This window comes from Actinoplanes flavus (genome assembly GCF_017592555.1).
Lineage (GTDB): Bacteria > Actinomycetota > Actinomycetes > Mycobacteriales > Micromonosporaceae > Actinoplanes > Actinoplanes flavus.
Map to the genome: position 1 here is coordinate 36,952 of NZ_JAGFNS010000001.1, position 19,515 is coordinate 56,466.

General features: G+C 71.3%; 21 protein-coding genes and 1 pseudogene. 14 read left to right on the plus strand and 8 right to left on the minus strand.

Annotation, left to right across the window (positions count from 1 at the left end; genetic code table 11):
• The first annotated feature begins 10 nt into the window (after positions 1 to 10).
• From J5X75_RS00165 to J5X75_RS00210, 11 genes and pseudogenes are all read left to right on the plus strand, one after another.
• On the plus strand, positions 11 to 379 hold the full coding sequence (locus J5X75_RS00165; protein WP_208465048.1) for a SchA/CurD-like domain-containing protein: 369 nt from the start codon (positions 11 to 13) through the stop codon (positions 377 to 379).
• Positions 376 to 1,140: an SDR family NAD(P)-dependent oxidoreductase gene (locus tag J5X75_RS00170; protein ID WP_208465049.1), complete on the plus strand. Its 765-nt coding sequence runs from the start codon at positions 376 to 378 to the stop codon at positions 1,138 to 1,140. The genes J5X75_RS00165 and J5X75_RS00170 overlap by 4 nt, the downstream gene beginning before the upstream one ends.
• Positions 1,137 to 1,436: an antibiotic biosynthesis monooxygenase family protein gene (locus J5X75_RS00175; protein WP_208465050.1), complete on the plus strand. Its 300-nt coding sequence runs from the start codon at positions 1,137 to 1,139 to the stop codon at positions 1,434 to 1,436. The genes J5X75_RS00170 and J5X75_RS00175 overlap by 4 nt, the downstream gene beginning before the upstream one ends.
• Before the next feature lie 434 nt (positions 1,437 to 1,870).
• Entirely contained in the window at positions 1,871 to 2,653 is a 783-nt protein-coding gene (locus J5X75_RS00180) for a sensor histidine kinase (RefSeq protein WP_208465051.1), read from the plus strand.
• Positions 2,632 to 3,306, plus strand: coding sequence for a response regulator (locus J5X75_RS00185; protein WP_208465053.1), 675 nt, complete (start codon positions 2,632 to 2,634; stop codon positions 3,304 to 3,306). Before J5X75_RS00180 ends, J5X75_RS00185 begins: the two co-directional genes overlap by 22 nt.
• 113 nt (positions 3,307 to 3,419) lie before the next feature.
• Positions 3,420 to 3,743 carry a TcmI family type II polyketide cyclase gene (locus J5X75_RS00190; RefSeq protein ID WP_307797871.1) on the plus strand — a complete coding sequence of 108 codons (324 nt, stop codon included), beginning with the start codon at positions 3,420 to 3,422 and terminating at the stop codon, positions 3,741 to 3,743.
• A 185-nt stretch (positions 3,744 to 3,928) separates the two neighbouring features.
• Positions 3,929 to 4,180 carry an acyl carrier protein gene (locus J5X75_RS00195; protein ID WP_208465054.1) on the plus strand — a complete coding sequence of 84 codons (252 nt, stop codon included), beginning with the start codon at positions 3,929 to 3,931 and terminating at the stop codon, positions 4,178 to 4,180.
• A gap of 9 nt (positions 4,181 to 4,189) precedes the next feature.
• A pseudogene (locus J5X75_RS43835) lies at positions 4,190 to 4,591 on the plus strand (SRPBCC family protein); the annotation flags it as partial.
• 39 nt (positions 4,592 to 4,630) lie between these two features.
• On the plus strand, positions 4,631 to 5,056 hold the full coding sequence (locus J5X75_RS00200) for a cupin domain-containing protein (RefSeq protein WP_238487137.1): 426 nt from the start codon (positions 4,631 to 4,633) through the stop codon (positions 5,054 to 5,056).
• Positions 5,053 to 6,312: a beta-ketoacyl-[acyl-carrier-protein] synthase family protein gene (locus tag J5X75_RS00205; RefSeq protein WP_208465055.1), complete on the plus strand. Its 1,260-nt coding sequence runs from the start codon at positions 5,053 to 5,055 to the stop codon at positions 6,310 to 6,312. The genes J5X75_RS00200 and J5X75_RS00205 overlap by 4 nt, the downstream gene beginning before the upstream one ends.
• On the plus strand, positions 6,309 to 7,574 hold the full coding sequence (locus J5X75_RS00210; protein ID WP_208465056.1) for a beta-ketoacyl synthase N-terminal-like domain-containing protein: 1,266 nt from the start codon (positions 6,309 to 6,311) through the stop codon (positions 7,572 to 7,574). The genes J5X75_RS00205 and J5X75_RS00210 overlap by 4 nt, the downstream gene beginning before the upstream one ends.
• A 58-nt stretch (positions 7,575 to 7,632) precedes the next feature.
• Here the strand turns inward: J5X75_RS00210 and J5X75_RS00215 are convergent, their stop codons facing one another.
• Positions 7,633 to 9,831 (minus strand): MMPL family transporter, encoded by a 2,199-nt coding sequence (locus J5X75_RS00215; protein WP_208465057.1) that lies wholly within the window; start codon positions 9,829 to 9,831, stop codon positions 7,633 to 7,635.
• 105 nt (positions 9,832 to 9,936) lie between these two features.
• Here J5X75_RS00215 and J5X75_RS00220 point away from each other — a divergent pair, with 105 nt between their 5' ends.
• The gene (locus tag J5X75_RS00220) at positions 9,937 to 10,641 is read left to right on the plus strand and encodes a response regulator transcription factor (protein ID WP_208465058.1); all 705 of its coding nucleotides are present in this window, start codon (positions 9,937 to 9,939) and stop codon (positions 10,639 to 10,641) included.
• A gap of 3 nt (positions 10,642 to 10,644) precedes the next feature.
• On the plus strand, positions 10,645 to 12,072 hold the full coding sequence (locus J5X75_RS00225) for a sensor histidine kinase (RefSeq protein ID WP_307797872.1): 1,428 nt from the start codon (positions 10,645 to 10,647) through the stop codon (positions 12,070 to 12,072).
• A 6-nt stretch (positions 12,073 to 12,078) separates the two neighbouring features.
• Here J5X75_RS00225 and J5X75_RS00230 read toward each other — a convergent pair whose 3' ends face one another.
• The 3 genes from J5X75_RS00230 to J5X75_RS00240 are packed head-to-tail and all read right to left on the minus strand — an operon-like array spanning position 12,079 to position 15,013.
• On the minus strand, positions 12,079 to 13,725 hold the full coding sequence (locus tag J5X75_RS00230; protein ID WP_208465059.1) for a carbohydrate-binding domain-containing protein: 1,647 nt from the start codon (positions 13,723 to 13,725) through the stop codon (positions 12,079 to 12,081).
• Between the two features lie 17 nt (positions 13,726 to 13,742).
• Positions 13,743 to 14,474, minus strand: coding sequence for a polyphosphate polymerase domain-containing protein (locus tag J5X75_RS00235; protein ID WP_208465060.1), 732 nt, complete (start codon positions 14,472 to 14,474; stop codon positions 13,743 to 13,745).
• Positions 14,471 to 15,013, minus strand: coding sequence for a DUF4956 domain-containing protein (locus tag J5X75_RS00240; protein ID WP_307797873.1), 543 nt, complete (start codon positions 15,011 to 15,013; stop codon positions 14,471 to 14,473). The genes J5X75_RS00235 and J5X75_RS00240 overlap by 4 nt, the downstream gene beginning before the upstream one ends.
• 281 nt (positions 15,014 to 15,294) lie before the next feature.
• Between J5X75_RS00240 and J5X75_RS00245 the strand changes: the two genes are divergently transcribed.
• Positions 15,295 to 16,089, plus strand: coding sequence for a DUF4190 domain-containing protein (locus tag J5X75_RS00245; protein ID WP_208465062.1), 795 nt, complete (start codon positions 15,295 to 15,297; stop codon positions 16,087 to 16,089).
• An 83-nt stretch (positions 16,090 to 16,172) separates the two neighbouring features.
• Here the strand turns inward: J5X75_RS00245 and J5X75_RS00250 are convergent, their stop codons facing one another.
• From J5X75_RS00250 to J5X75_RS00265, 4 genes are read right to left on the minus strand one after another with little or no spacing between them, the layout of a single operon-like run.
• On the minus strand, positions 16,173 to 17,147 hold the full coding sequence (locus tag J5X75_RS00250; RefSeq protein ID WP_307797874.1) for a ribose-phosphate diphosphokinase: 975 nt from the start codon (positions 17,145 to 17,147) through the stop codon (positions 16,173 to 16,175).
• The gene (locus J5X75_RS00255; protein WP_208465063.1) at positions 17,144 to 18,226 is read right to left on the minus strand and encodes an alkene reductase; all 1,083 of its coding nucleotides are present in this window, start codon (positions 18,224 to 18,226) and stop codon (positions 17,144 to 17,146) included. The genes J5X75_RS00250 and J5X75_RS00255 overlap by 4 nt, the downstream gene beginning before the upstream one ends.
• A gap of 12 nt (positions 18,227 to 18,238) precedes the next feature.
• On the minus strand, positions 18,239 to 19,186 hold the full coding sequence (locus J5X75_RS00260) for a pseudouridine-5'-phosphate glycosidase (protein ID WP_208465064.1): 948 nt from the start codon (positions 19,184 to 19,186) through the stop codon (positions 18,239 to 18,241).
• Positions 19,183 to 19,470 carry a tautomerase family protein gene (locus tag J5X75_RS00265; protein WP_208465065.1) on the minus strand — a complete coding sequence of 96 codons (288 nt, stop codon included), beginning with the start codon at positions 19,468 to 19,470 and terminating at the stop codon, positions 19,183 to 19,185. The genes J5X75_RS00260 and J5X75_RS00265 overlap by 4 nt, the downstream gene beginning before the upstream one ends.
• Positions 19,471 to 19,515 lie beyond the last annotated feature (45 nt).

Genomic DNA, 19,515 nt, shown 5'->3' on the forward strand with positions numbered 1-19,515 from the left:
AGGGAAAGCGATGCAACGGTACGCCGTGATGTTCCGGATCAGGCCCGGTACCGAGGACAAGGTCCGGGAGCTGCTCGCCACGTACGCGCCCCCGGAGTGGGTCACGCCGGACGGCACCCGGCTGCTGAGCACGTCCATCTTCATGAAGGACGGTCTGGTGATCCGCATGATCGAGATCGACGGGAACCTGCCGTCGGTGATGGCCCACCTCGGCCGCCAGCCCAGCGTGCAGAAGCTGGAGCAGGAGCTGAACCAGTACCTGGCGGACGGGCACCAGCGTGACGTGAGCTCGCCGGACGGCGCCCGCGCGTTCTTCCAGAAGGCGCTGATGGAGCACGTCACCACCCGGCGGGCGACCTTCGAGGACGTGCCCACGTGAGCGTCTTCCTGGTCACCGGCGCGACCGGGAAACTGGCACCGCCGATCATCGAGCTGCTCGCCGGCCGGGGTGACCGGATGCTGCTCACCTCCCGCAACAAGGAGAAGCTGGACGGGCTGGCCGAGCGCTACGGCCGGGCCGGCGAGGTGGAGACCGCCGAGGCGGACGCCGTCGACCCGATCTCGATCAACCGGGCGGCGGACACCGCGGTGGCCCGGTTCGGGCGGCTGGACGGGCTGGTCCACCTGGTCGGCGGGTTCGCGGTCGGGCCGCTGTTCCGGACCGAGCCGGCCGCGTACGAGGATCTGTGGCGGTCGAACTTCCTGTCCGCGGTGATCGCCACCCAGGCCGTGCTGCCGCATCTGGGTGAGGGCGGGCGGCTGGTCTACTTCGCCACCCCGCTGGCCACCGAGCCGCTGCCGGCCTTCTCCGCGTACGGCGCCGCGAAGGCCGCCCTGCTCACCTGGATGCGGTCGATCGCGCACGAGGTCAAGCGCAAGGACGTGCACGCCAACGCGGTGGTGATGACCATCGCGGACACCGAGGACGTCCGGGCGAACCGGCCGAACCTGGACTTCGACCACACGGTCAGCCCGGAGCTGATCGCCCGGGTGGTGGGTTTCCTGACCAGCGAGGCGGCCGACGGCCTGTACGGCAGTTGCGTGCCGGTGCTGAACAAGTTCGAGTTCGGCTCGGCGCTGGCCGGTCCCCCGCCCGGTCGGGGCGGCCCGGGTGGACCGCCGCCGGGGATCGCCGCATGAGTGCCCGGATCGTCTTCCTCATCCGGGTTCCGGCCGACCGCCAGGAGGCGTTCCTGGCCGCGTACGAGAAGATCCGTCATCTGGTGGCCGGCGGCGTGCCGGGACACCTGCGGGATCAGGTGTGCCAGTCGTCCACCGATCCGGAGCAGTGGCTGATCACGAGCGAGTGGCGCTCGCTGGACGACTTCACCACCTGGGAGGCCACCGAGGAGCACCGGGACCTGGTCCGGCCGATGCGGGAGAACTTCACCGAGGCACGCTCGCTGCGCTTCCTGATCCGGGCCGAGACGGCCTGAACCCCACTGAACCGAAGGGCTCCTCCGCGTTTTTTCGGAGGAGCCCTCACGTATTTGTTACCGGCAGGTGAATTAGACCCGCGGGTAACCGATTGCCGGGGGTCTCACAGCGATTCAGATGAAACTCTAAGAACTCTCGAAGCAAGGGCATTAATCAGCGGCCTTGGTCACATTATCGACACGCGAAGTCCGGGTATTACGGACAAGAAGGACCAGTAAATCAAGCAGCTGAGGAATGTCAACAATCCCCGTCCTTAGAGCTGTCACATAGATGCCTTGCAGTGCGTTGTGTGGTCCATTAGCGTTTCGCCGGAAGGCTGCGGCGGGGGCGGTCAGCAGGGTTGTTCAGTTCTGGCAAAGGTTTCGGTCTCAACCATCTTCGCCGTTAATGATCTTTCACGCCGTGTCGAGATCGCGTCGAGCAGGAGTGGCTGATGCCGTTGAATTCCTACGATCACACCCACGGCACGGCTTTCGCGATCGGCATCGTTCTCGGCGTGCTCACCGCGGTGGCCGCGGCCCTGGTGATCCGCAAGCGGGCCAGGGAACGCGCGGCCGATCCCTCGATCGCCGCCGTCCACCGCGAACGCCGGCGGATCGCCCGCGAGTTGCACGACGTCGTCGGCCACGGTCTGGTCGTGATCTCGATGCAGGCCCGCCGGCTGCGGACCGGGCCTACCGATCCGGAGCCGGTCGCCACCGCGATCGACGAACTGGCCCAGGCCACCATGACCGAGGTCCGCTCGCTGGTCGGCGAGCTGCGCCGGGAGCCGGACGCCGAGGAGACGCTGCTCGGCCGGACCCACGAGCTGATCACCCGGCTGGCCGCCGCCCACCTGACGGTCACCCTGCACACCTCGGGCACCGAGCCACGGCTGTCCGTGCCGACCCGCACCACCGCGCTGCGCGTCGTCCAGGAGAGCCTGACCAACGCCATCAAACACGGCGCCGGCCCGGCCCGGATCTCGCTGCGCTTCGGCGCCGACGTCGAGATCGAGATCTCCTGCCCGGCGAAGGAGAACCACCGCCGCGGCGGCAAGGGCCTGGCCGGGCTGCGCGAACGCGTCGCCGAGGTCGGCGGCGAGTTCACCCACGGCCGCCGCGACGGCGGAGTCTTCGTGATCCACGCCCGGCTGCCAGTGGAGCCCGCCGGTGTCACGCGGATCGCTCGCACACACGAACACGGGGAGCGGGAATGGATGGAATTCGCATCCTGATCGTCGACGACCAGCCGCTGGTCCGGCGCGGCCTACGGTCGGTCTTCGAGGGTCTGCCGGGCATCGTCACGGTCGGTGAGTCGCCGGACGGGCTGGACGCGGTCCGCGACGTGCGCCGGCTCCGGCCGGACGTGGTGCTCATGGACGTCAACATGCCCCGGATGGACGGGCTGGAGGCCACCCGGCGGATCTGCGCGCCGGAGCGGAACAACGGCACCCGGGTGATCATCCTGACCATGTACGACCGGGACGAGCACGTCTTCGAGGCGCTGCGCACCGGCGCCAGCGGGTTCCTGCTGAAGGACTCCCCGACCAGCACGCTCGAACAGGCGGTCCGCGAGGTGGCGGCCGGGGAGGCGCTGCTGTCGCCGTCGGTCACCCGGCGGCTGATCGGGGAGTTCGCCCGGCGGCCGTCGCTGTCCACGCCGGGCGCCGATCTGGGCCACCTGACCGATCGCGAGCTGGACGTCTTCCGGTTGCTGGTCTGCGGGCACTCCAACCAGGAGATCGCCCGGATGCTGGTGCTCGGGGAGAGCACCGTGAAATCACACGTCCAGCACCTCTACCAGAAACTCGGGGTGCGCGACCGGGTCCAGGTCGTCATCTACGCGTACGAGAACGGTCTCATCGATCGCCGGCTCCTGCCGGCGTAGGTGGTCTCCCCCGCCCGGGGGAGACCACGCTTCATTCCGCAGCGGACGACAGCCCGGGCCGGGCACCCTAACGTGACGGCATTCGACCATCACGACGACCAGGGAGCTGTCACGTGAGCGACCGGATCCTCATCGTTGCCCGGATCAAGCCGGACGCGTCGCCCGACGTCGCCCGCCTCTTCGCCGCCTCCGACGCGGGCCCGCTGCCGCACGCCCTGGGCGTCACCCGGCGGCACCTCTTCCAGTACCGGGACCTGTACTTCCACTACGCGGAGTTCGACGGGGACAGCCGGGAGGCGGTGTCGCGGGCCCGGGAACGCGACGACTTCCGCGATCTCAGCACGGCCCTCGACGCCTACATCACGCCCTACGATCCGGCGACATGGCGCAGCCCGGCCGACGCCATGGCGCAATCGTTCTACACCTGGACCCGCTGATCTCCCGCACTCTACCGTGGCGCCCGCCCGTCGGCGGGCGCTGCGGCGTCTCCTCCCCCGGGCGGGCACATCATCCCTGGTGGGAGGCCCTTTCTCATCACGCCGGTGGAAGACTGGGCGCGCATACCGACCTAGCGTCGTGGCGACGCCCGGCCAGGGCGCTCTGATGAGGAGGACAAGCCCGCATGGCATCCCACGCCTTCACCGAAGACGATCTGCGCGCCCTGCTGCTGGCGGTCGGTGCCGACCCCGGCATCGGCTCCGCCGACTACGGCCGCTCGTTCACCGACCTCGATCTGGACTCGCTGGCCCGGACCGAGATCGCCACCCGGATCCAGGACCGCTACGGCGTCGACGTCGAGCCGTCGCTGGACGCCGACAGCACGCCGGAGGGCCTGCGCACCCTGGTCAACGACCTCACCGCCGCGAACGCCTGAGGGGGACCGATGACCGGCCTGCTGGGACACACCGACAACGCCATCGAGATCGACGCGCCCATCGCGTTCGTCTGGGCCAACACCAACGACGTACGGACCTGGCCCGCCCTGTTCACCGAGTACGCCTCGGTCGACGTACTGGACGAGGAGCCGGACGGCGTGACCTTCCGGCTCACCATGCACCCCGACGAGCAGGGCCGGGTCTGGTCCTGGGTCTCGCACCGCACCTGGGACCGGGACACCTGGACGGCCCGGGCACGGCGGGTGGAGACCGGCCCGTTCGAATTCATGAACATCACCTGGACGTACGAGGAACTGGCTCCCGACCGCACCCGGATGCGCTGGACCCAGGACTTCCACATGCGCCCGGACGCCCCGGTGGACACCGCCGGGATGACCGAGCGGATCAACCGCAACACCCTGGTCCAGCAGAAGGTGATCAAGGAGACGCTGGAGCGCCGGCGGCAGGCCGTGATCGGCTTCCCGGACGTGCCGTCGAACACCCGGCGGGGCGGCGACCTGCGTACCCTCGTCTCGCCGGCGACCGTCGGCTCGACCTCCGGATTCTGCGGCGCGGTCCGGCTGGCGCCCGGCGAGGGCGTCTCCGAGCACTACCACCCGTACTCCGAGGAGTACCTCTACCTGGTCAGCGGTGAGCTGCGGGTGGACCTGGACGACCGGCCGGTGACGGTCCGCCCGGACCAGGCGCTGCTCGTGCCGCGCAACGTCCGGCACCGGCTGACCAGCGTCGGCGCCGAGACCGCCCTGGTGGTGTTCCAGCTCAGCCCGCTGGCGCCGCGCCCCGAACTGGGGCACGTCGACACCGAGCCGGGCCCGAACGAGCATCTCGCGCCGGTGCCGGTGGTGACCGGATGACCCGGCGCAGCGTGGTGACCGGCATCGGGGTGGTGGTGCCGGGCGGCGCGAACCGCGAGGAGTTCTGGAGCCGGATCGTGGCCGGCAAACCGGCGATCCGGCGGATCTCCCGGTTCGACCCGGGCGCGTACCGGTCGCAGATCGCCGCCGAGTGCGACTTCGACCCGGCCGAGTACGGCCTGTCGCCGCAGGTGATCCGCCGTACCGACCGGTTCGTGCAGATGGCGTGCGCGTCGGCGGACGAGGCCGTCCGGGACGCCGGTCTGGACCTCGTCGCGATCGACGGCGACCGGGTCGGGGTGAGCCTGGGCAGCGCGGTCGGTGCCACCATCCGGCTCGAGGACGAGTACGTGGTGGCCAGCGATCACGGCCGGGCCTGGACGGTGGACGCGAACCACCTCATGCCGTTCATGTACCAGCAGCTGGTGCCGTCGAGCGCGGCCACCGAGCTGGCGGTCCGGTACGGCGCGCACGGCCCGGCCGCGGTGATCTCCACCGGTTGCACCTCGGGGATCGACTCGATCGGCCACGCGCACGGCCTGATCCAGGACGGCGAGGCGGACGTGGTGATCGCCGGCGCCTCGGACGCGCCGATCTCGCCGATCACGGTGGCCTGCTTCGACGCGATCCGGGCCACCACCCCGCGCAACGACGAGCCGGAACTGGCGTCCCGCCCGTTCGACGCGGGCCGGCAGGGCTTCGTGCTCGGGGAGGGCTCGGCCGTGCTGATCGTGGAGGAGCTGGAACACGCCCGGGCCCGCGGCGCCCGCATCTACTGCGAGGTGTCCGGGTACGCGGCCCGGGCCAACGGGTTCCACATGACCGGCCTGCGGCCGGACGGGTTCGAGCTGGGCGAGGCGATCAGCGAGACGGTCGCGCAGGCCGGCATCACCCCGGAGGACATCGGCTACATCAGCGCGCACGGCTCCGGCACCAAGCAGAACGACCGCCACGAGACGGCCGCCTACAAGCGGGCGCTCGGCGACACCGTACGGGGCATCCCGATCAGCTCGATCAAGTCGGTGGTCGGGCACTCGCTCGGCGCCATCGGCTCCATCGAGATGGCCGCGTGTGCCCTGGTCATCGAGCGCGGCGTGATCCCGCCGACGGCGAATCTGACCGACCCCGACCCGGAGTGCGACCTGGACTACACGCCCCTGGTGAGCCGGGAGGCCGAAGTGCACCACGCCCTCTCGGCGGGCAGCGGCTTCGGCGGTTTCCAGTCGGCGATGGTCTTCTCCCGGGTGCCGGCATGAGCGCTCGCACCCCGGTGATCACCGGGATCGGCGTGGTCGCGCCCACCGGCGTGGGCGTGGCCGAACACTGGCGCAACTCGCTGGCCGGCACGACCCGGATCGCCCCGATCTCGGCGCCCGAGCCGCCCGCCCCCACGGGTGGCTCCACCTCCTCGGTCGACCGGGATCTGCCGATCTCGGTCGCCGGGGAGGTGGCCGGCTTCACGCACACCGAGTTCGTGGCGAACCGGCTCGCCGTACAGACCGACCGGTGGACGTGGATGGCGCTGGCCGCCACCGAGATGGCGCTCACCGACGCGGACCTGGATCCGCGCCGGGAGGTGCCGATGGACCTGTCGGTGGTCACGGCGAGCGGCTCGGGCGGCAACGCGTTCGGGCAGCGGGAGATCCAGGCGCTCTGGCGGGACGGGCCGCGGATGGTCAGCGCGTACCAGTCGATCGGCTGGTTCTACGCCGCGAGCAGCGGGCAGATCTCCATCCGGCACCAGCTCAAGGGCGCGTGCGGGGTGCTGGTCGCGGACGGCGCGGGCGGCATCGGGGCGGTCGCCCAGGCCCGCCGGCTGATCCGCCGGGGCAGCGCGGCGGTGGTGGCCGGGGGCACCGAGGCGCCGCTGTCGCCGTACGCGCTGGCCTGCCAGAGCAGTGTGGCCACCCTGCACCGCGGCGCCGATCCGGCGCTCGCGTACCGGCCGTTCGCGGCCGGCGCGAGCGGCTACGTGCCGGGCGAGGGCGGCGCGATGCTGGTGCTGGAGGCGGCACACCGGGCCCGTGGCCGGTCGGCGCGGGTCTACGCCGAGATCGCCGGCACCGCCTCCACCCACGACGCGCACCATCCGTCCGAGCCGGCCCCGGACCATCGCCAGCTGGCCCGGGCCATGCGCACCGCCCTGGACCGGGCCGGCGTGTCACCGGACGAGATCGGCGTGGTCTTCGCCGACGGCGCCGGGGACCCGCTCGGCGACCGCCGGGAGGCCGCGGCGATCGCCGAGGTGTTCGGTGGCCGGCGGGTGCCGGTGACCGTGCCGAAGACGATGACCGGCCGGCTCTGCTCGGGCGGGGCCTCGCTCGACCTGGCCTGGGCGGCGCTGGCCCTGCGGCACGACGTGGTGCCGCCGACCGTCAACGTGGACCCGGCGGACGCCGCGGCGTCCGGGCTGGACCTGGTCACCGAGGCCCGCGAGGGTGCCGGCCTGCGGGCCGCGCTGGTGGTGGCGCGGGGCGTGGGCGGTTTCAACGCCGCAGCCGTGCTCACCGCTGCCTGACACCCACGAGAAACGGCCCCCGCATCCGATGGATGCGGGGGCCGTTCCCTGCGGTGGCTCAGGCCGGGGTCAGCTCCGGCTCCCGGGTCTCGCGCGGGGTCTCGTCGCGCAGCGGCGACGGCTCGACCCGCAGCAGCCGGGCCGCCCAGACCGGCAGCCACCAGTTCCAGCGGCCCATCATCGCCACCGTGGCCGGGACCAGCACCGCCCGGATCAGGGTGGCGTCGAGCAGGATGCCCAGGCCCATGCCGGTGGCGAAGACCGCCACGTCGAACTCGCCGCCACCGGCCATCGAGGCGAACGAGAAGAACAGGATCAGCGCCGCCGAGGTGACCAGCCGGCCGGTACGCCCGATGCCCTGCACCACCGCCTCCGGAGTGGAGCCGGTGCGGTCGTACTCCTCGCGCATCCGGGCCAGGATGAACACCTCGTAGTCCATGGACAGCCCGTACAGGAACGCGAAGATGGTCAGCGGCACGAACGTGCCCACCGTGCCGTTCGGCTGGATGCCGAGCGCCTGCTCGGTGCCCCAGCCCCACTGCCAGAACACCACCATGGCGCCGATCACCGCGCCCAGCGACAGCAGGTTCAGCACGATCGCCTTGAGCGGCAGCAGCAGGGACCGGAACGCCCGGGCCAGCATGACGAAGGTGACCAGGAAGATCAGCGCCAGCACGTACGGGAAGGCGCCGTACGTGGTGTTCACGTAGTCGACCGTCTGCGCCGCGCTGCCACCGGCCAGCACCCCCTCCGGCAGCGAGTCGCGCAGCGCGGCCAGCTCCGCCGCGCCGGCCGTCGACGGGCTCTCGTGCACCGGCACCACGGTCAGCAGCGCGGTGCCGTCGGCTCGCCAGGACGGCAGGTCGACCACGGTGTACACGCCCTCCGCGGCCCGCAACCCGTCGGCGACCGGCCCCGGATCCACACCGGCCGGCACGAACACGTCGAACGAGCTCAGCACCCCGGACGGCAACCCGGCGTCGGTGAGCGCGGTCAGCCCCTCCCGGCCCGGCCCGGTGTCGGCCAGGTTCCTACTCTCCGGCAGGCCCAGGTTGATCTGCAGACCGATGATCGACAGGACCACCAGCAGGGTGGCCGAGGAGAGCGCGACCGGCCAGCGGAACCGCACCATGAGCCGGGCCCAGGCGGTCCAGAGACGGCCCGCGTTCGCCTCCCGCTGGATCAGCCGCTCGCCGCGGCCCGTGCCCTGCTCCAGCCGCTGCCGGTCCAGGCGCCGGCCGATGGTGGCCAGCAGGATCGGCAGCAGGGTCAGCGAGATCAGCGCGCTCACCGCCGCGATGATCATGCCGGCCACACCCAGGCTGCGCAGGAACGGTATCGGCAGGATGGCCATGGTGATCAGGCCGATCGCCACCGCGCCGCTGCTGAAGATGATCGCCTTGCCGGCGGTCCGCATCGCCCGGTGCACCGCCTCGTCGCCGCGGTGGCCGTGCGCCTGCTCCTCCCGCCATCGGGTGATCAGCAGCAGCGCGTAGTCGATGGCGATGCCCAGGCCGAGCAACGGCATGGTGGTCAGCGCGCTGTCGTGCACCTCGGTGAACAGGGTCAGCACCAGCAGGATCAGGAACGCCACCGGGATGGCGACGGCCGAGATGACCAGCGGTACGAAGGCGAGGGCCGACCGGAAGACCATGAGCAGCACGATGACCGCGGCGATGGCGGCCACACCGATCTTCAGCGGCACGTTGAGCCCGCCGGAATCGACCCCGGTGGCCAGCGTGTCCAGGCCGGTGACCCGCAGCTCGGAGCCGGCCGGCAGCTCCCGCTGGAGCGCCTCGATGATGTGCGGCGTCTCGTCGGGCACCTCGCCGAGGCCACCGCCCGGCGGGCTGCCGTCCGCCGTCGGGCCGGTGAAGACCAGCGCGTACGTGGTCCGCCCGTCCTCGCTCACGAACCGGCGGTCGCCGGTGTCGGCATAGGACGCGACCCGGGCCTCCAGCTCGGTGCCGACCCCGGCGAAGGCGCGGCCGAGCGCGTCCCGCACGCCCGGCGAGTCGACGGTCTGCCCGGCCGGCAACACCACGACCGGAACGTACGGCCGCTGGTAGCCGCCGCTGCCGTAGTGTTCCAGGACCGCCTGATTGGCCTGATAGGACTCCATGCCGGGGTAGGCGTACTCCTCGGAGATCCGGCTGACGGTCAGCGGGGTGGCCGCCATGCCGAGCAGGAATCCGAGCAGCACCAGCAGTCCGACCAGGCGCTTGCGGCGCAACACGATCTCAGAGACTCGTTCCATGCAATCCAGGACAACACCGCGTTCTTCCACCGCTCTGCGCCCGTTCTTAGAGTTCGGTGTCACAGCGATCCCTAAGAAATTCAGCGCTGCGTAGGGTTGAGACTCGTGAGCGTGACGGACACGGGTATCAAGATTCTGGTAGTCGACGACGAGCGCTACCTGGCCGATCTGGTGGCCACCGCGCTGCGCTACGAGGGCTTCGAACCGGCCACCGCCGGATCCTGCCGGCAGGCGCTGGAACAGGCGGCCGCGATGCGCCCCGACCTCATCGTGCTGGACGTGATGCTGCCGGACGGGTCCGGTCTGGACACCTGCCGCCGGCTGCGGGACGACGGCTGCGAGGCGCCGATCGTGTTCCTGACCGCGCGGGACGCCACCGAGGACAAGATCGCCGGGCTGACCGTCGGCGGGGACGACTACGTCACCAAGCCGTTCAGCCTGGAGGAGCTGGTGGCCCGGGTGCGGGCGGTGCTGCGGCGCACCCGGCGCGACACCCGGGCGACCCGGCTCACGGTGGCCGACCTGGAGATCGACGAGGAGGCGTACGAGGTGCGCCGGAACGGCCGCCCGATCGACCTCACCCCGACCGAGTTCAAACTGCTGCGCTACCTGGTCGCCAACGCCGGCCGGGTGCTGACCAAGCGGCAGATCCTGGACCACGTCTGGGAGTACGACTTCGGCGGCAACGACGGCGTGGTCCAGACCTACATCAGCTATCTGCGCCGCAAACTGGACGCGGCCGGCCCACCGCTGATCCGGACCGTGCCCCGGGTGGGTTACGTGGTCCGGCCCGACACGCCGCGGAGCTGACCCGTGCCGTTGCGCACCCGGCTCGTGCTCACCCTGGTCGGCCTGCTCGCCCTCGGCCTGTTCCTGTCGGTCGGCGCGATCTACGGTGCGATCCAGGACTGGCGCAATGACCGCAACCACGACGTGCTGACCGCGATGAGCACGGACCTGGACCGGCGGCTGACCACGACACCGCTCGCCGACCGGCGGCTGACGCCACCCGGGGCGCCGGCGGACGATCTGGGCGGTCTGTGGCTGCGGGCCGCCGAGAACGGGGACATCCCCTCCTTCGTGCAGCTGCGCTCCCCCACCGGCCGGGTGATCGACACGCTGGCCGTGGGCCGGTCGCCGGAACTCCCCGACCCGCTGCCGGCCGGGGCGGACGCCTCCTTCCACCGGGCGCCGAGCGTGGGCGGCGGGCCGTACTGGCTGGTCCGGGTGGCCCGGCTGAGCGACGGCAGCGGGCTGGTGCTGGTCGGCATGCACTCCACCGACTCGGACGAGCTGGTGCAGCGGACCACCAACGTGGCGATCGTCTCGAGCCTCGTGGTGCTGCTGGCGATGGCGGTGCTGTCGGCCCGCGCGGTGCGGACGGCGCTGCGGCCGCTGACCCGGATCGAGGTGGTGGCCGGCGCCATCGGGCACGGGGATCTGGGCCGCCGGGTGCCGTACAACTCGCCGAAGACCGAGGTGGGGCGGCTGGGAGTGGCGCTCAACGCGATGCTGGGCCAGATCGAGCGGGCGTTCCGCGCCCGCGAGGAGTCGGAGCAGCGGCTGCGCCGCTTCGTCGCGGACGCCTCGCACGAGCTGCGCACGCCGGTCGCCACCATCCGGGGGTACGCGGAACTGTTCCGCCGCGGGGCCGCCGACCGTCCCGGCGACCTGGCCGTGGCGATGCGCCGCATCGAGCTGGAGGCCGGCCGGATGGGTTCGCTGGTCGACGAACTGCTGCTGCTGGCCCGGCTGGATCAGGGCCGTCCACTGGCGAACGAGCTGGTGAACCTGAGCGAGCTGGCCGCCGACGCGGTGGCCGACGCCCGCGCCGTCCAGCCGGACCGGGTGCTGGAGCTGGCCGTCGCCGGGCCGGTGCTGGTCGTCGGGGACGCCGAACGGCTCCGGCAGGTGCTCGGCAACCTGGTCGGCAACGTTCTGCGGCACGTCCCGCCGGAGGCCCCGGCCACGGTCCGGGTGAGCCGGCTGGACGGGCAGGCCGTGGTGGAGGTGGCCGACTCCGGCCCGGGTCTCGCTCCGGCGGACGCGGCCCGGGTGTTCGAGCGCTTCTACCGGAGCGAGACGGCCCGTGCCCAGGAGGACGGCGGCAGCGGCCTCGGCCTGTCGATCGTGGCCGCGGTCGCCGCCGCCCACGGGGGCGCCGCCGACGTGGAGCCGTCGCCGGGCGGAGGCGCCACCTTCCGGATCCGGCTGCCCGCGGCGCCGGACGAGCCGGAATGAACCGGACTACCGGTTACCGGCGACCACCGTGGCGACCTGGGTGCCGTTGAGGGTGCCGCCCAGGTAGAGGCCGCCGCCGACCGCGGTGCCGGAGACGCTTCCCCCGGTTCGGATGGCGTAGGTCGTACCCCGGGTGATCTGGTTCGAGGAGAAGACCACGCCGCGGAACGCCTTCGCCGCCGTGTACGACGCGATCTGGGTGCCGGAGGTGGTGGCGATGTGCACCACGGTTCCGGCCGGCTGGTTGGCGCTGAGGGTGACCGACACCCAGCCCTGCCCGGAGGTCGGGAGCGTGCTGGTGGTGGCGCTGATCCCGGTGGAGATCAGGGTGCCGCCGGTGATGGTGACCGCGCCGTTGGCGTCCAGGCCGCCCTCGCCGCCGCCGCGGGTGCCGGAGCCGCTGACCACGACCGTGCCGCCGCCGATGGCCAGCGAGCCGTTGGAGTCGAGGCCGTCGGTGCCGGCGTTGACGTTCACGGCGCCGCCGGTGATCGAGATGAGGGCGTTCGGCGAGTTCTGCATCTCCCCGTAGGTGGGGTCGGAGGCGTTGAACGCGTCGTCGGTGGCGACGGCCGTGACGCTGCCGCCGGTCACGTACACCTTGAGACCCTCCACCCCCTCGTACGACCTGGTGACGTTGACCGTGCCGCCGCCGATCCGCACGTCGGTCTCCGCGTGCACGCCGTCGTCGCCGCTGGCCACGGTGGTCGTGCCGCCGTCGATGGTGACCGCCGCGTCGGAGTGCACGCCGTCGTCGGTGGCGTTGACGTTGACCGTGCCGTCGCTGATCACGGTGAGCACGCCGGCCTTCAGCCCCTTGGCCGAGTCGGCGCCGGTGGTCCGCGCGGTGATCGAGCCACCGTTGACGATCACGTCGGTCTGCCCGGTGAGCGCGTCGCCGGTCGAGGTGACGTTGACGGTGCCGCCGGTGACCGCCACGTACCCGCGGGTGGCGTCCTCCTCGTTGTCCGACTTGAGGCCGTCGCCGCCGGCCGTCGCGGTGATCGAGCCGCCGGAGACGATCACGTAGTCCTGGCCGCGGATGGCGTCGTCCGGCGCCGTCGCGGTGATCGTGCCGCCCGCGATGACCAGGCCGTCCTTGACGTTGATGGCGTCGTTGGCGTTGCCGGTGAGGATCAGGGCCCCGGTGCCGGCGATGGTCGTGTCGGCGGCCGAGGCGAGCGGGGCGTCGGCGGAGGCGGTGCCGTCGGTCAGCCGGTTGGTGGTGCCGGCCGTCAGGTGCACCAGCACCTCGTCGGCGGCGACCACGTTGATCGCGCCGGTGCCGCCGGTGATCGTCACACCGTTGAGGATGAGCCGGACGATGCCGGTGCCGGTGCTGTTCACGACGATCTGGCCGCTGGTGAGGGTGCCGCTGAACCGGTAGGTGCCGGCCGCCGTGACGGTCACCGTGCTGCCGGAGACGGTCACGTTCGAGCTGGTCGTGGTGGCGCTCGTACCGGTCAGGGTGACCGCCGCGACGTCCGACTCGTTCCAGGTCAGGTCGGCGGCGCTCAGGTGGGAGGCCTGGTTGGCGGCGAGCGCGGCCGCCGCGGCGGGCCCGGCGGCGAACGCGGGGGTGGGGGCCACCCACGTCGCCAGGGCGGTGGCGGTGAGCACCGCGGGGACGGCCAGACGGGGGATTCTGGGCATCGTGTGTCCTGTTCTGATCAGGGGAAATGGCGGCGCATGAGTCGGCGCCAGGGGACGGCGGGCAGATCGGGCCGCAACGCTGCGAGCCCGGTCGCGTACTTGGAGATGCTGGTGGGCCGGTGCCCGCGGGCCCACAGCAGCCGGTCGACCGGCGAGACGGCCGATCCGGTCTTGGTCTCGACCACCGCGACGTGCGGGAGGGTCAACCCGGTGCCGTCCACGCCGGTCCAGGTGAGATCGACGTCGACGGTCGCCCGCGAGTCGTCCGCGGGCTGGTAGAACGTGGTCCGCCGGTAGTGCGTGAGCAGCGTCGGCGCGAGATCCAGCCCGGCGCTGTGACCCAGCACGTCGTCGACGAACCAGCGGCCCGGCTCGACCGTGTCGTGGTGGCAGGCCTGGTAGGGCAGCCGGTTCTTGACGGTCCCGCCGCGGTGGCCCTCGGTCTTCACCTCCAGCCAGCACAGCGCGGAGTCCAGGTAGGTCCGGGTGCGGACCTTGAACCGCCGCCGCCTCCGATGCGCGGTGAGCCGGTAGCTGACCAGGTCCGGGGTGTCGAAGTAGACCGACCGGTAGCGGAACGTGCGCTCCCCGTCGATCTCCAGCACCCGGGTCCGCGGATCGAGGAGTTCCAGCAGCTCCCGGGCCGCTTCCAGGGGGAGGACGTACTTGCGGTCGACCCGCGTCTGCAACTCGGCCTTCGCGGTGAGCTCGGCCAGCGAGATCGGATCCAGGTGGGTGGTCGCGCTCATCGGTTCGCTCCGGCGAGCGTCGGCGCTTTCCTTCCCTGGGCGTACGAGTAGCGCACCTCGACCACAGTCGTCTCGTTGACCAGGTCCAGCCGCTCCACGGTGGCCTTGTGCACGCGTGCCCCGAGGATGCCCTCCAGTTGCACGGTCAGGGTGAGCGGATCGGTGACGGCGCTGTCCAGCACCAGGACCTGCCGCCCGTACGACCGGAACAGGCGGGGGTGGTCACCCAGGTACATGACCGTCAGGATCAGCCCCATCAGCGCCGGCACCAGCCACTGCTCCCCACCGCTGAGCGGACCGAGGATGCCCAGCGCGAGCGCCGAGAAGTAGTACGCCACCTCGTGCTGGTCCAGCTCGGTGGATCGCAGCCGAATGATCGACAGCACCCCGAAGAGCCCGAGCCCGAGCCCCGCGCCGACCGTGCTGGAGCTGAGCGACCCGGCCACCGCGAGAACGCCCACGTTGACCCCGAGATAGGCCACCACCAGGTCGCGCCGCCGGTGCCGGGGAAAGTACAGCCCGAAGACCAGAACGGACACCGCTACGAGGTCTAGCGCAAACATGGCAAGCCGGGGCATAGTGACACGACCTCTCGAGGGCTCCGGCCGGACCTCCCCCGTGAACACCATCCGGACCGCAGGTTACATATCGATGAACTTCGATTAGACCGTAACCGTGACCGGCCGCTTTTCCATCGAACACAACCTCAGAGCTACCTCAAAGACCCCTGTGCGCCGGCTGTCCCGTCACATCGATGTCGATATCGATTCTTGATCAGGAGGGGACACCGCACGGTTGAGGTGGGAACTACCGTGCGACCGTGCACAACCACGTTCCTTCCGACCCCTTCCAGCAGCCGGCCGCTGCTTCTCCGCCGTTCCCTCCGGCCCCACCGGCCCATCCCCCCGCGGCTCCGCCGGCCTATCCCGGTGCGGCGCCGCAGCCCTATCCGGCGGGCTGGGGCGGTCCGCCGCCGGCGGGCGGCCCCGGCCAGCCCGGCTATCCGTTCACGCCGCCGCAGCAGCCCGGCACCAACGGGTTCGCGATCGCCGCTCTGCTGGCCAGCATCCTCGGCGGCCTCGGCCTCGGCACCATCGGCGGCATCGTCTTCGGCATCATCGCGCTGCGGCAGATCAAGCGGCAGCCGCAGCGGGGCCGCGGGCTCGCCATCACCGGCCTGGTCTTCGCCGGCCTGCACATCCTCTTCGCCGTCGCGCTCGTGGCCTTCCTGGTCATCGACGAGCGCCGGGACACGGCCGCCGGGATCGACGACGTCGCGGTCACCGAGCTGAAGGCGGGCGACTGCATCCGCGACTTCGACGGGTCGGTGGCGATCTACGACCTGCCGACGGTGTCCTGCACCGATCCGCACAAGGCCGAGGTCTACCACGTCTACACCTTCCCGGCCGGCTCCTACCCCGGCCGAACCCAGGTCGAGGCGGAGAGCGACAAGCGGTGCGGCGCGGCCTTCGAGCCGTACCTGACCCCGCAGACCGAGAACATGGACATCTACTACCTCTACCCCCGAGACAGCAAGGAATGGCGACAGGACCGCAGCATCTCCTGCGTCGTGGTCGCCCCGAGCGGCACCCTCACCGCCCCGATCACCAAGTGACCGGGTCCCGGCCACGCCCCCCCCGGGCGTGGCCGGGAGCTCGAACACCGCCGCCCGGCCTCCCGCTCAGATGCCGGCCGTGGTCACAGGTCGTCCAGCAGGCTCGTCACCGAGCCGTTCTCGAAGATCTCCCGGACCGCCTGGGCGATCAGCGGTGCGATCGACAGCACCTCCACCTTGTCCAAGCCGGTGTCGGCGGCGCTGGGCAGGGTGTCGGTGAAGACGAACCGGCTCACCCGGCTGTTCTTGAGCCGGTCGACGGCGGGCCCGGACAGGATCCCGTGTGTGGCGGCCACGATGACGTCGTCCGCGCCGGCCTCGTAGAGCGCCTCCGCGGCCGCACAGATCGTGCCGGCAGTGTCGATCATGTCGTCCACCAGCACGCACACCCGGCCGGCCACGTCTCCCACCACCTCGTGCACGCTCACCTGATGCGCGACGTCCTTGTCCCGCTTCTTGTGGACGATGGCGAGGGGCACCCCGAGCCGGTCGCACCAGCGGTCGGCGACGCGGACGCGCCCGGCGTCCGGTGAGACCACCGTGAGCCGGTCGCGCGGCTCCAGCCCGGCGATGTGGTCGGCCAGGATCGGCATCGCGAACAGGTGGTCCACCGGACCGTCGAAGAATCCGACGATCTGGTCGGTGTGCAGGTCGATCGTGATGATCCGGTCGGCTCCGGCGGCGCCCATCAGGTCCGCCACCAGCCGGGCCGAGATGGGCTCGCGGCCCCGGTGCTTCTTGTCCTGCCGGGAGTAGCCGTAGAACGGGGCCACGACGGTGATGCTGCGTGCGGAGGCTCGCTTCAGGGCGTCGACCATGATCAGCTGTTCCATGATCCAGGTATTGATCGGGTCGGTGTGCGACTGGACGACGAAGCAGTCGGCACCTCGTACCGAAGCCTCGTGCCGTACGTAGATCTCGCCGTTCGCGAAGTCCCGCGCCTGCGTGGGCACGATGCCGGTGCCGAGTTCGGCCGCGATGTGCCCGGCGAGGGCGGGATGCGCCCGGCCGGTGAACAGCAGCATCCGCCGGACCGCCGCGGTGCCGGTCCGCCTCACCGGTCGCTGCCTGGGCCGAGCACGGCGTAGTCGGTGTAACCGCGGTGGTCCCCGCCGTAGAAGGTGGACTCGTCGGCCGTGTTGAACGGGCCACCCGCGCTGATCCGGGCCGGCAGATCCGGATTGGCGAGGAAGAGCGCGCCGAGCGACACCGCGTCGGCGAGACCCTCGTCGAGAACCTGCTGGGCGGACTCGACGGCGGCGGGGAACGAGTCCGGCGTGGCGTGCGGGTTGACGATCAGGTTGCCCTGCCACCGGTCCCGGACGGCACGGGTGACCGGACGGCTGACGATCTCGCAGACCTCCAGGAAGGCCAGCTCGGGCAGGGCGGGCACCAGGGACGCGTACAGGGCGTCGGTGTCGCCCTCGGCGATGTCGTTGTAGGTGTTGGCGGGCGACACCCGTACGCTGGTCCGCTCGTTGCCGATCGCGGCGGCGACCGCCTCGGTGACCTCGACGGTGAATCGGATCCGGTTCGCCACGGATCCGCCGTAGGCGTCCGTGCGCCGGTTGGTGTTCTCGGCGAGGAACTGGTGCAGCAGGAAGCCGTTGCCGGCGTGGATCTGCACGCCGTCGAAGCCGGCCTCGATCGCGTTGCGCGCGGCGTCGGCGAAGTCCCGCACGGTGTGCTGGATCTCCTCGACCGTCAGCTCGCGCGGCGTGGGATAGGCGGCGAGGCCGTTCGGGGTGAAGCACTGCCCGGCGGCGGCCACCGGGGAGGGTGCCACGGACTGATGCGCGCTGTCGTAGAGGGAGGGGTGGCCGATCCGGCCGGAGTGCATCAGCTGCACGACGATCCGGCCGCCGCGGGCGTGCACGGCGTCGGTCACGGCCCGCCAGGTCTTCACCTGCTCCGGGTGGTGCAGCCCGGGCGTGTTCATGAAGCCCTGGCCGATCTGCGACGGCTGGGTGCCCTCGGTGATGATCAGGCCGGCGGAGGCGCGCTGGGCGTAGTACTCGGCCATCAGATCGGTGGCGCCGCCGCAGGGCTTGGCGCGGTTGCGGGTCATCGGAGCCATGACGAGGCGGTTGGCGAGCGCGATCTTGCCGAACGTGACGGCGTCGAACAGGGAGGTCATGGAGTGTCTTCCTTACCGGCTGGAGGAATCGGACAGGTGGCGGGCGTAGGCGGCGGCCAGCCGGCCCCCGACCTCGGCCGTGGAGATGAGGACGGCCATGTTGGCCTGGGCGGTCCGGCCTCCGGTGGCCCGGTCGACCGCGTGCATGAGGTACTTGGTCAGCCCCTGGCCACCGACACCGTCCCGCTCGGCCTGGGCGAGCGCGTCCGCGATGGCGGCTTCGGCCTCGGCGGAGTCGACGGCGTCCTCGGCGCGCGGCGGGGTGGTGACGACCACGCCGCCCGGGTGGCCGGTCGCCCAATGGGTCGCGACGACCTTGGCGATCATGTCCTCGTCGTCGATGCGGTGCGGTGCGCGTACGCCGCTGGACGAACAGTAGAACGCGGGGAAGTCGTCGGAGCCGTGGGCGATGACCGGGACGCAGTGCGTCTCCAAATACTCCATGGTCAGCTTCAGATCGAGGATCATCTTCGCGCCCGCGCAGACCACCGCGACCTTGGAACGGGTCAGCTGGATCAGGTCGGAGGAGATGTCCATGGTCGTCGCCGCGCCGCGGTGCACGCCACCGAGCCCGGCCGAGGAGAAGAACGGGATCCCGGCGAGTTCCGCGGCCACCAGCGAGGAGGCGACCGTGGTGGCGCCGCGTCCGCCGCGGGCCAGCACGACCGGCAGGTCTCGGCTGGAGACCTTCGGGATGCCCGGCTCGGAGGCGAAGTTCTCGATGTCCCGCTCGGTCATCCCGGCCCGGATCACGCCGTCCTCGACGCAGATGGTCGCCGGTACCGAGCCGCCGTCGCGTACGGCCTTCTCGACCCGTCGCGCGGTCTCCGCGTTCTCCGGAAACCGCAGGCCGTGCGTGATCACGTTGGATTCGAGCGCGACGACCGGACGCCCCTCGTGCAGGGCCTCTCGTACCTCCTCGGTGTACACGACGGGAATGCGGTAGCTGGTGGAACTCATCGGGATCCTTCGTTCTCGGGCTGGTCGATCGGGAGGGGGGAGCCGTAGTCGGGCCTCTTCCACAGCTGGTGCTGCTTGGCCGCGATGTCCGGGGCGTGGACGGCGGTCATCCACTCGGCCGGATCAACGGACTCCACCGCGATGGACACCGTGCCGGGCTCGGTGTCGAACACCCGGGTGACGACGCCGGTCATCGAGGCGACCAGGTCGGCCTTCTCGGCCTCGGTGAACGTGCGGGTGAAGTGTTTGATGCTGACGTGCGGCACGGTGGCGGTCCCTTTCATGCGCTGGAGGGGCCTCGCCCCGTGGGCACGGGGGAACACACGGGG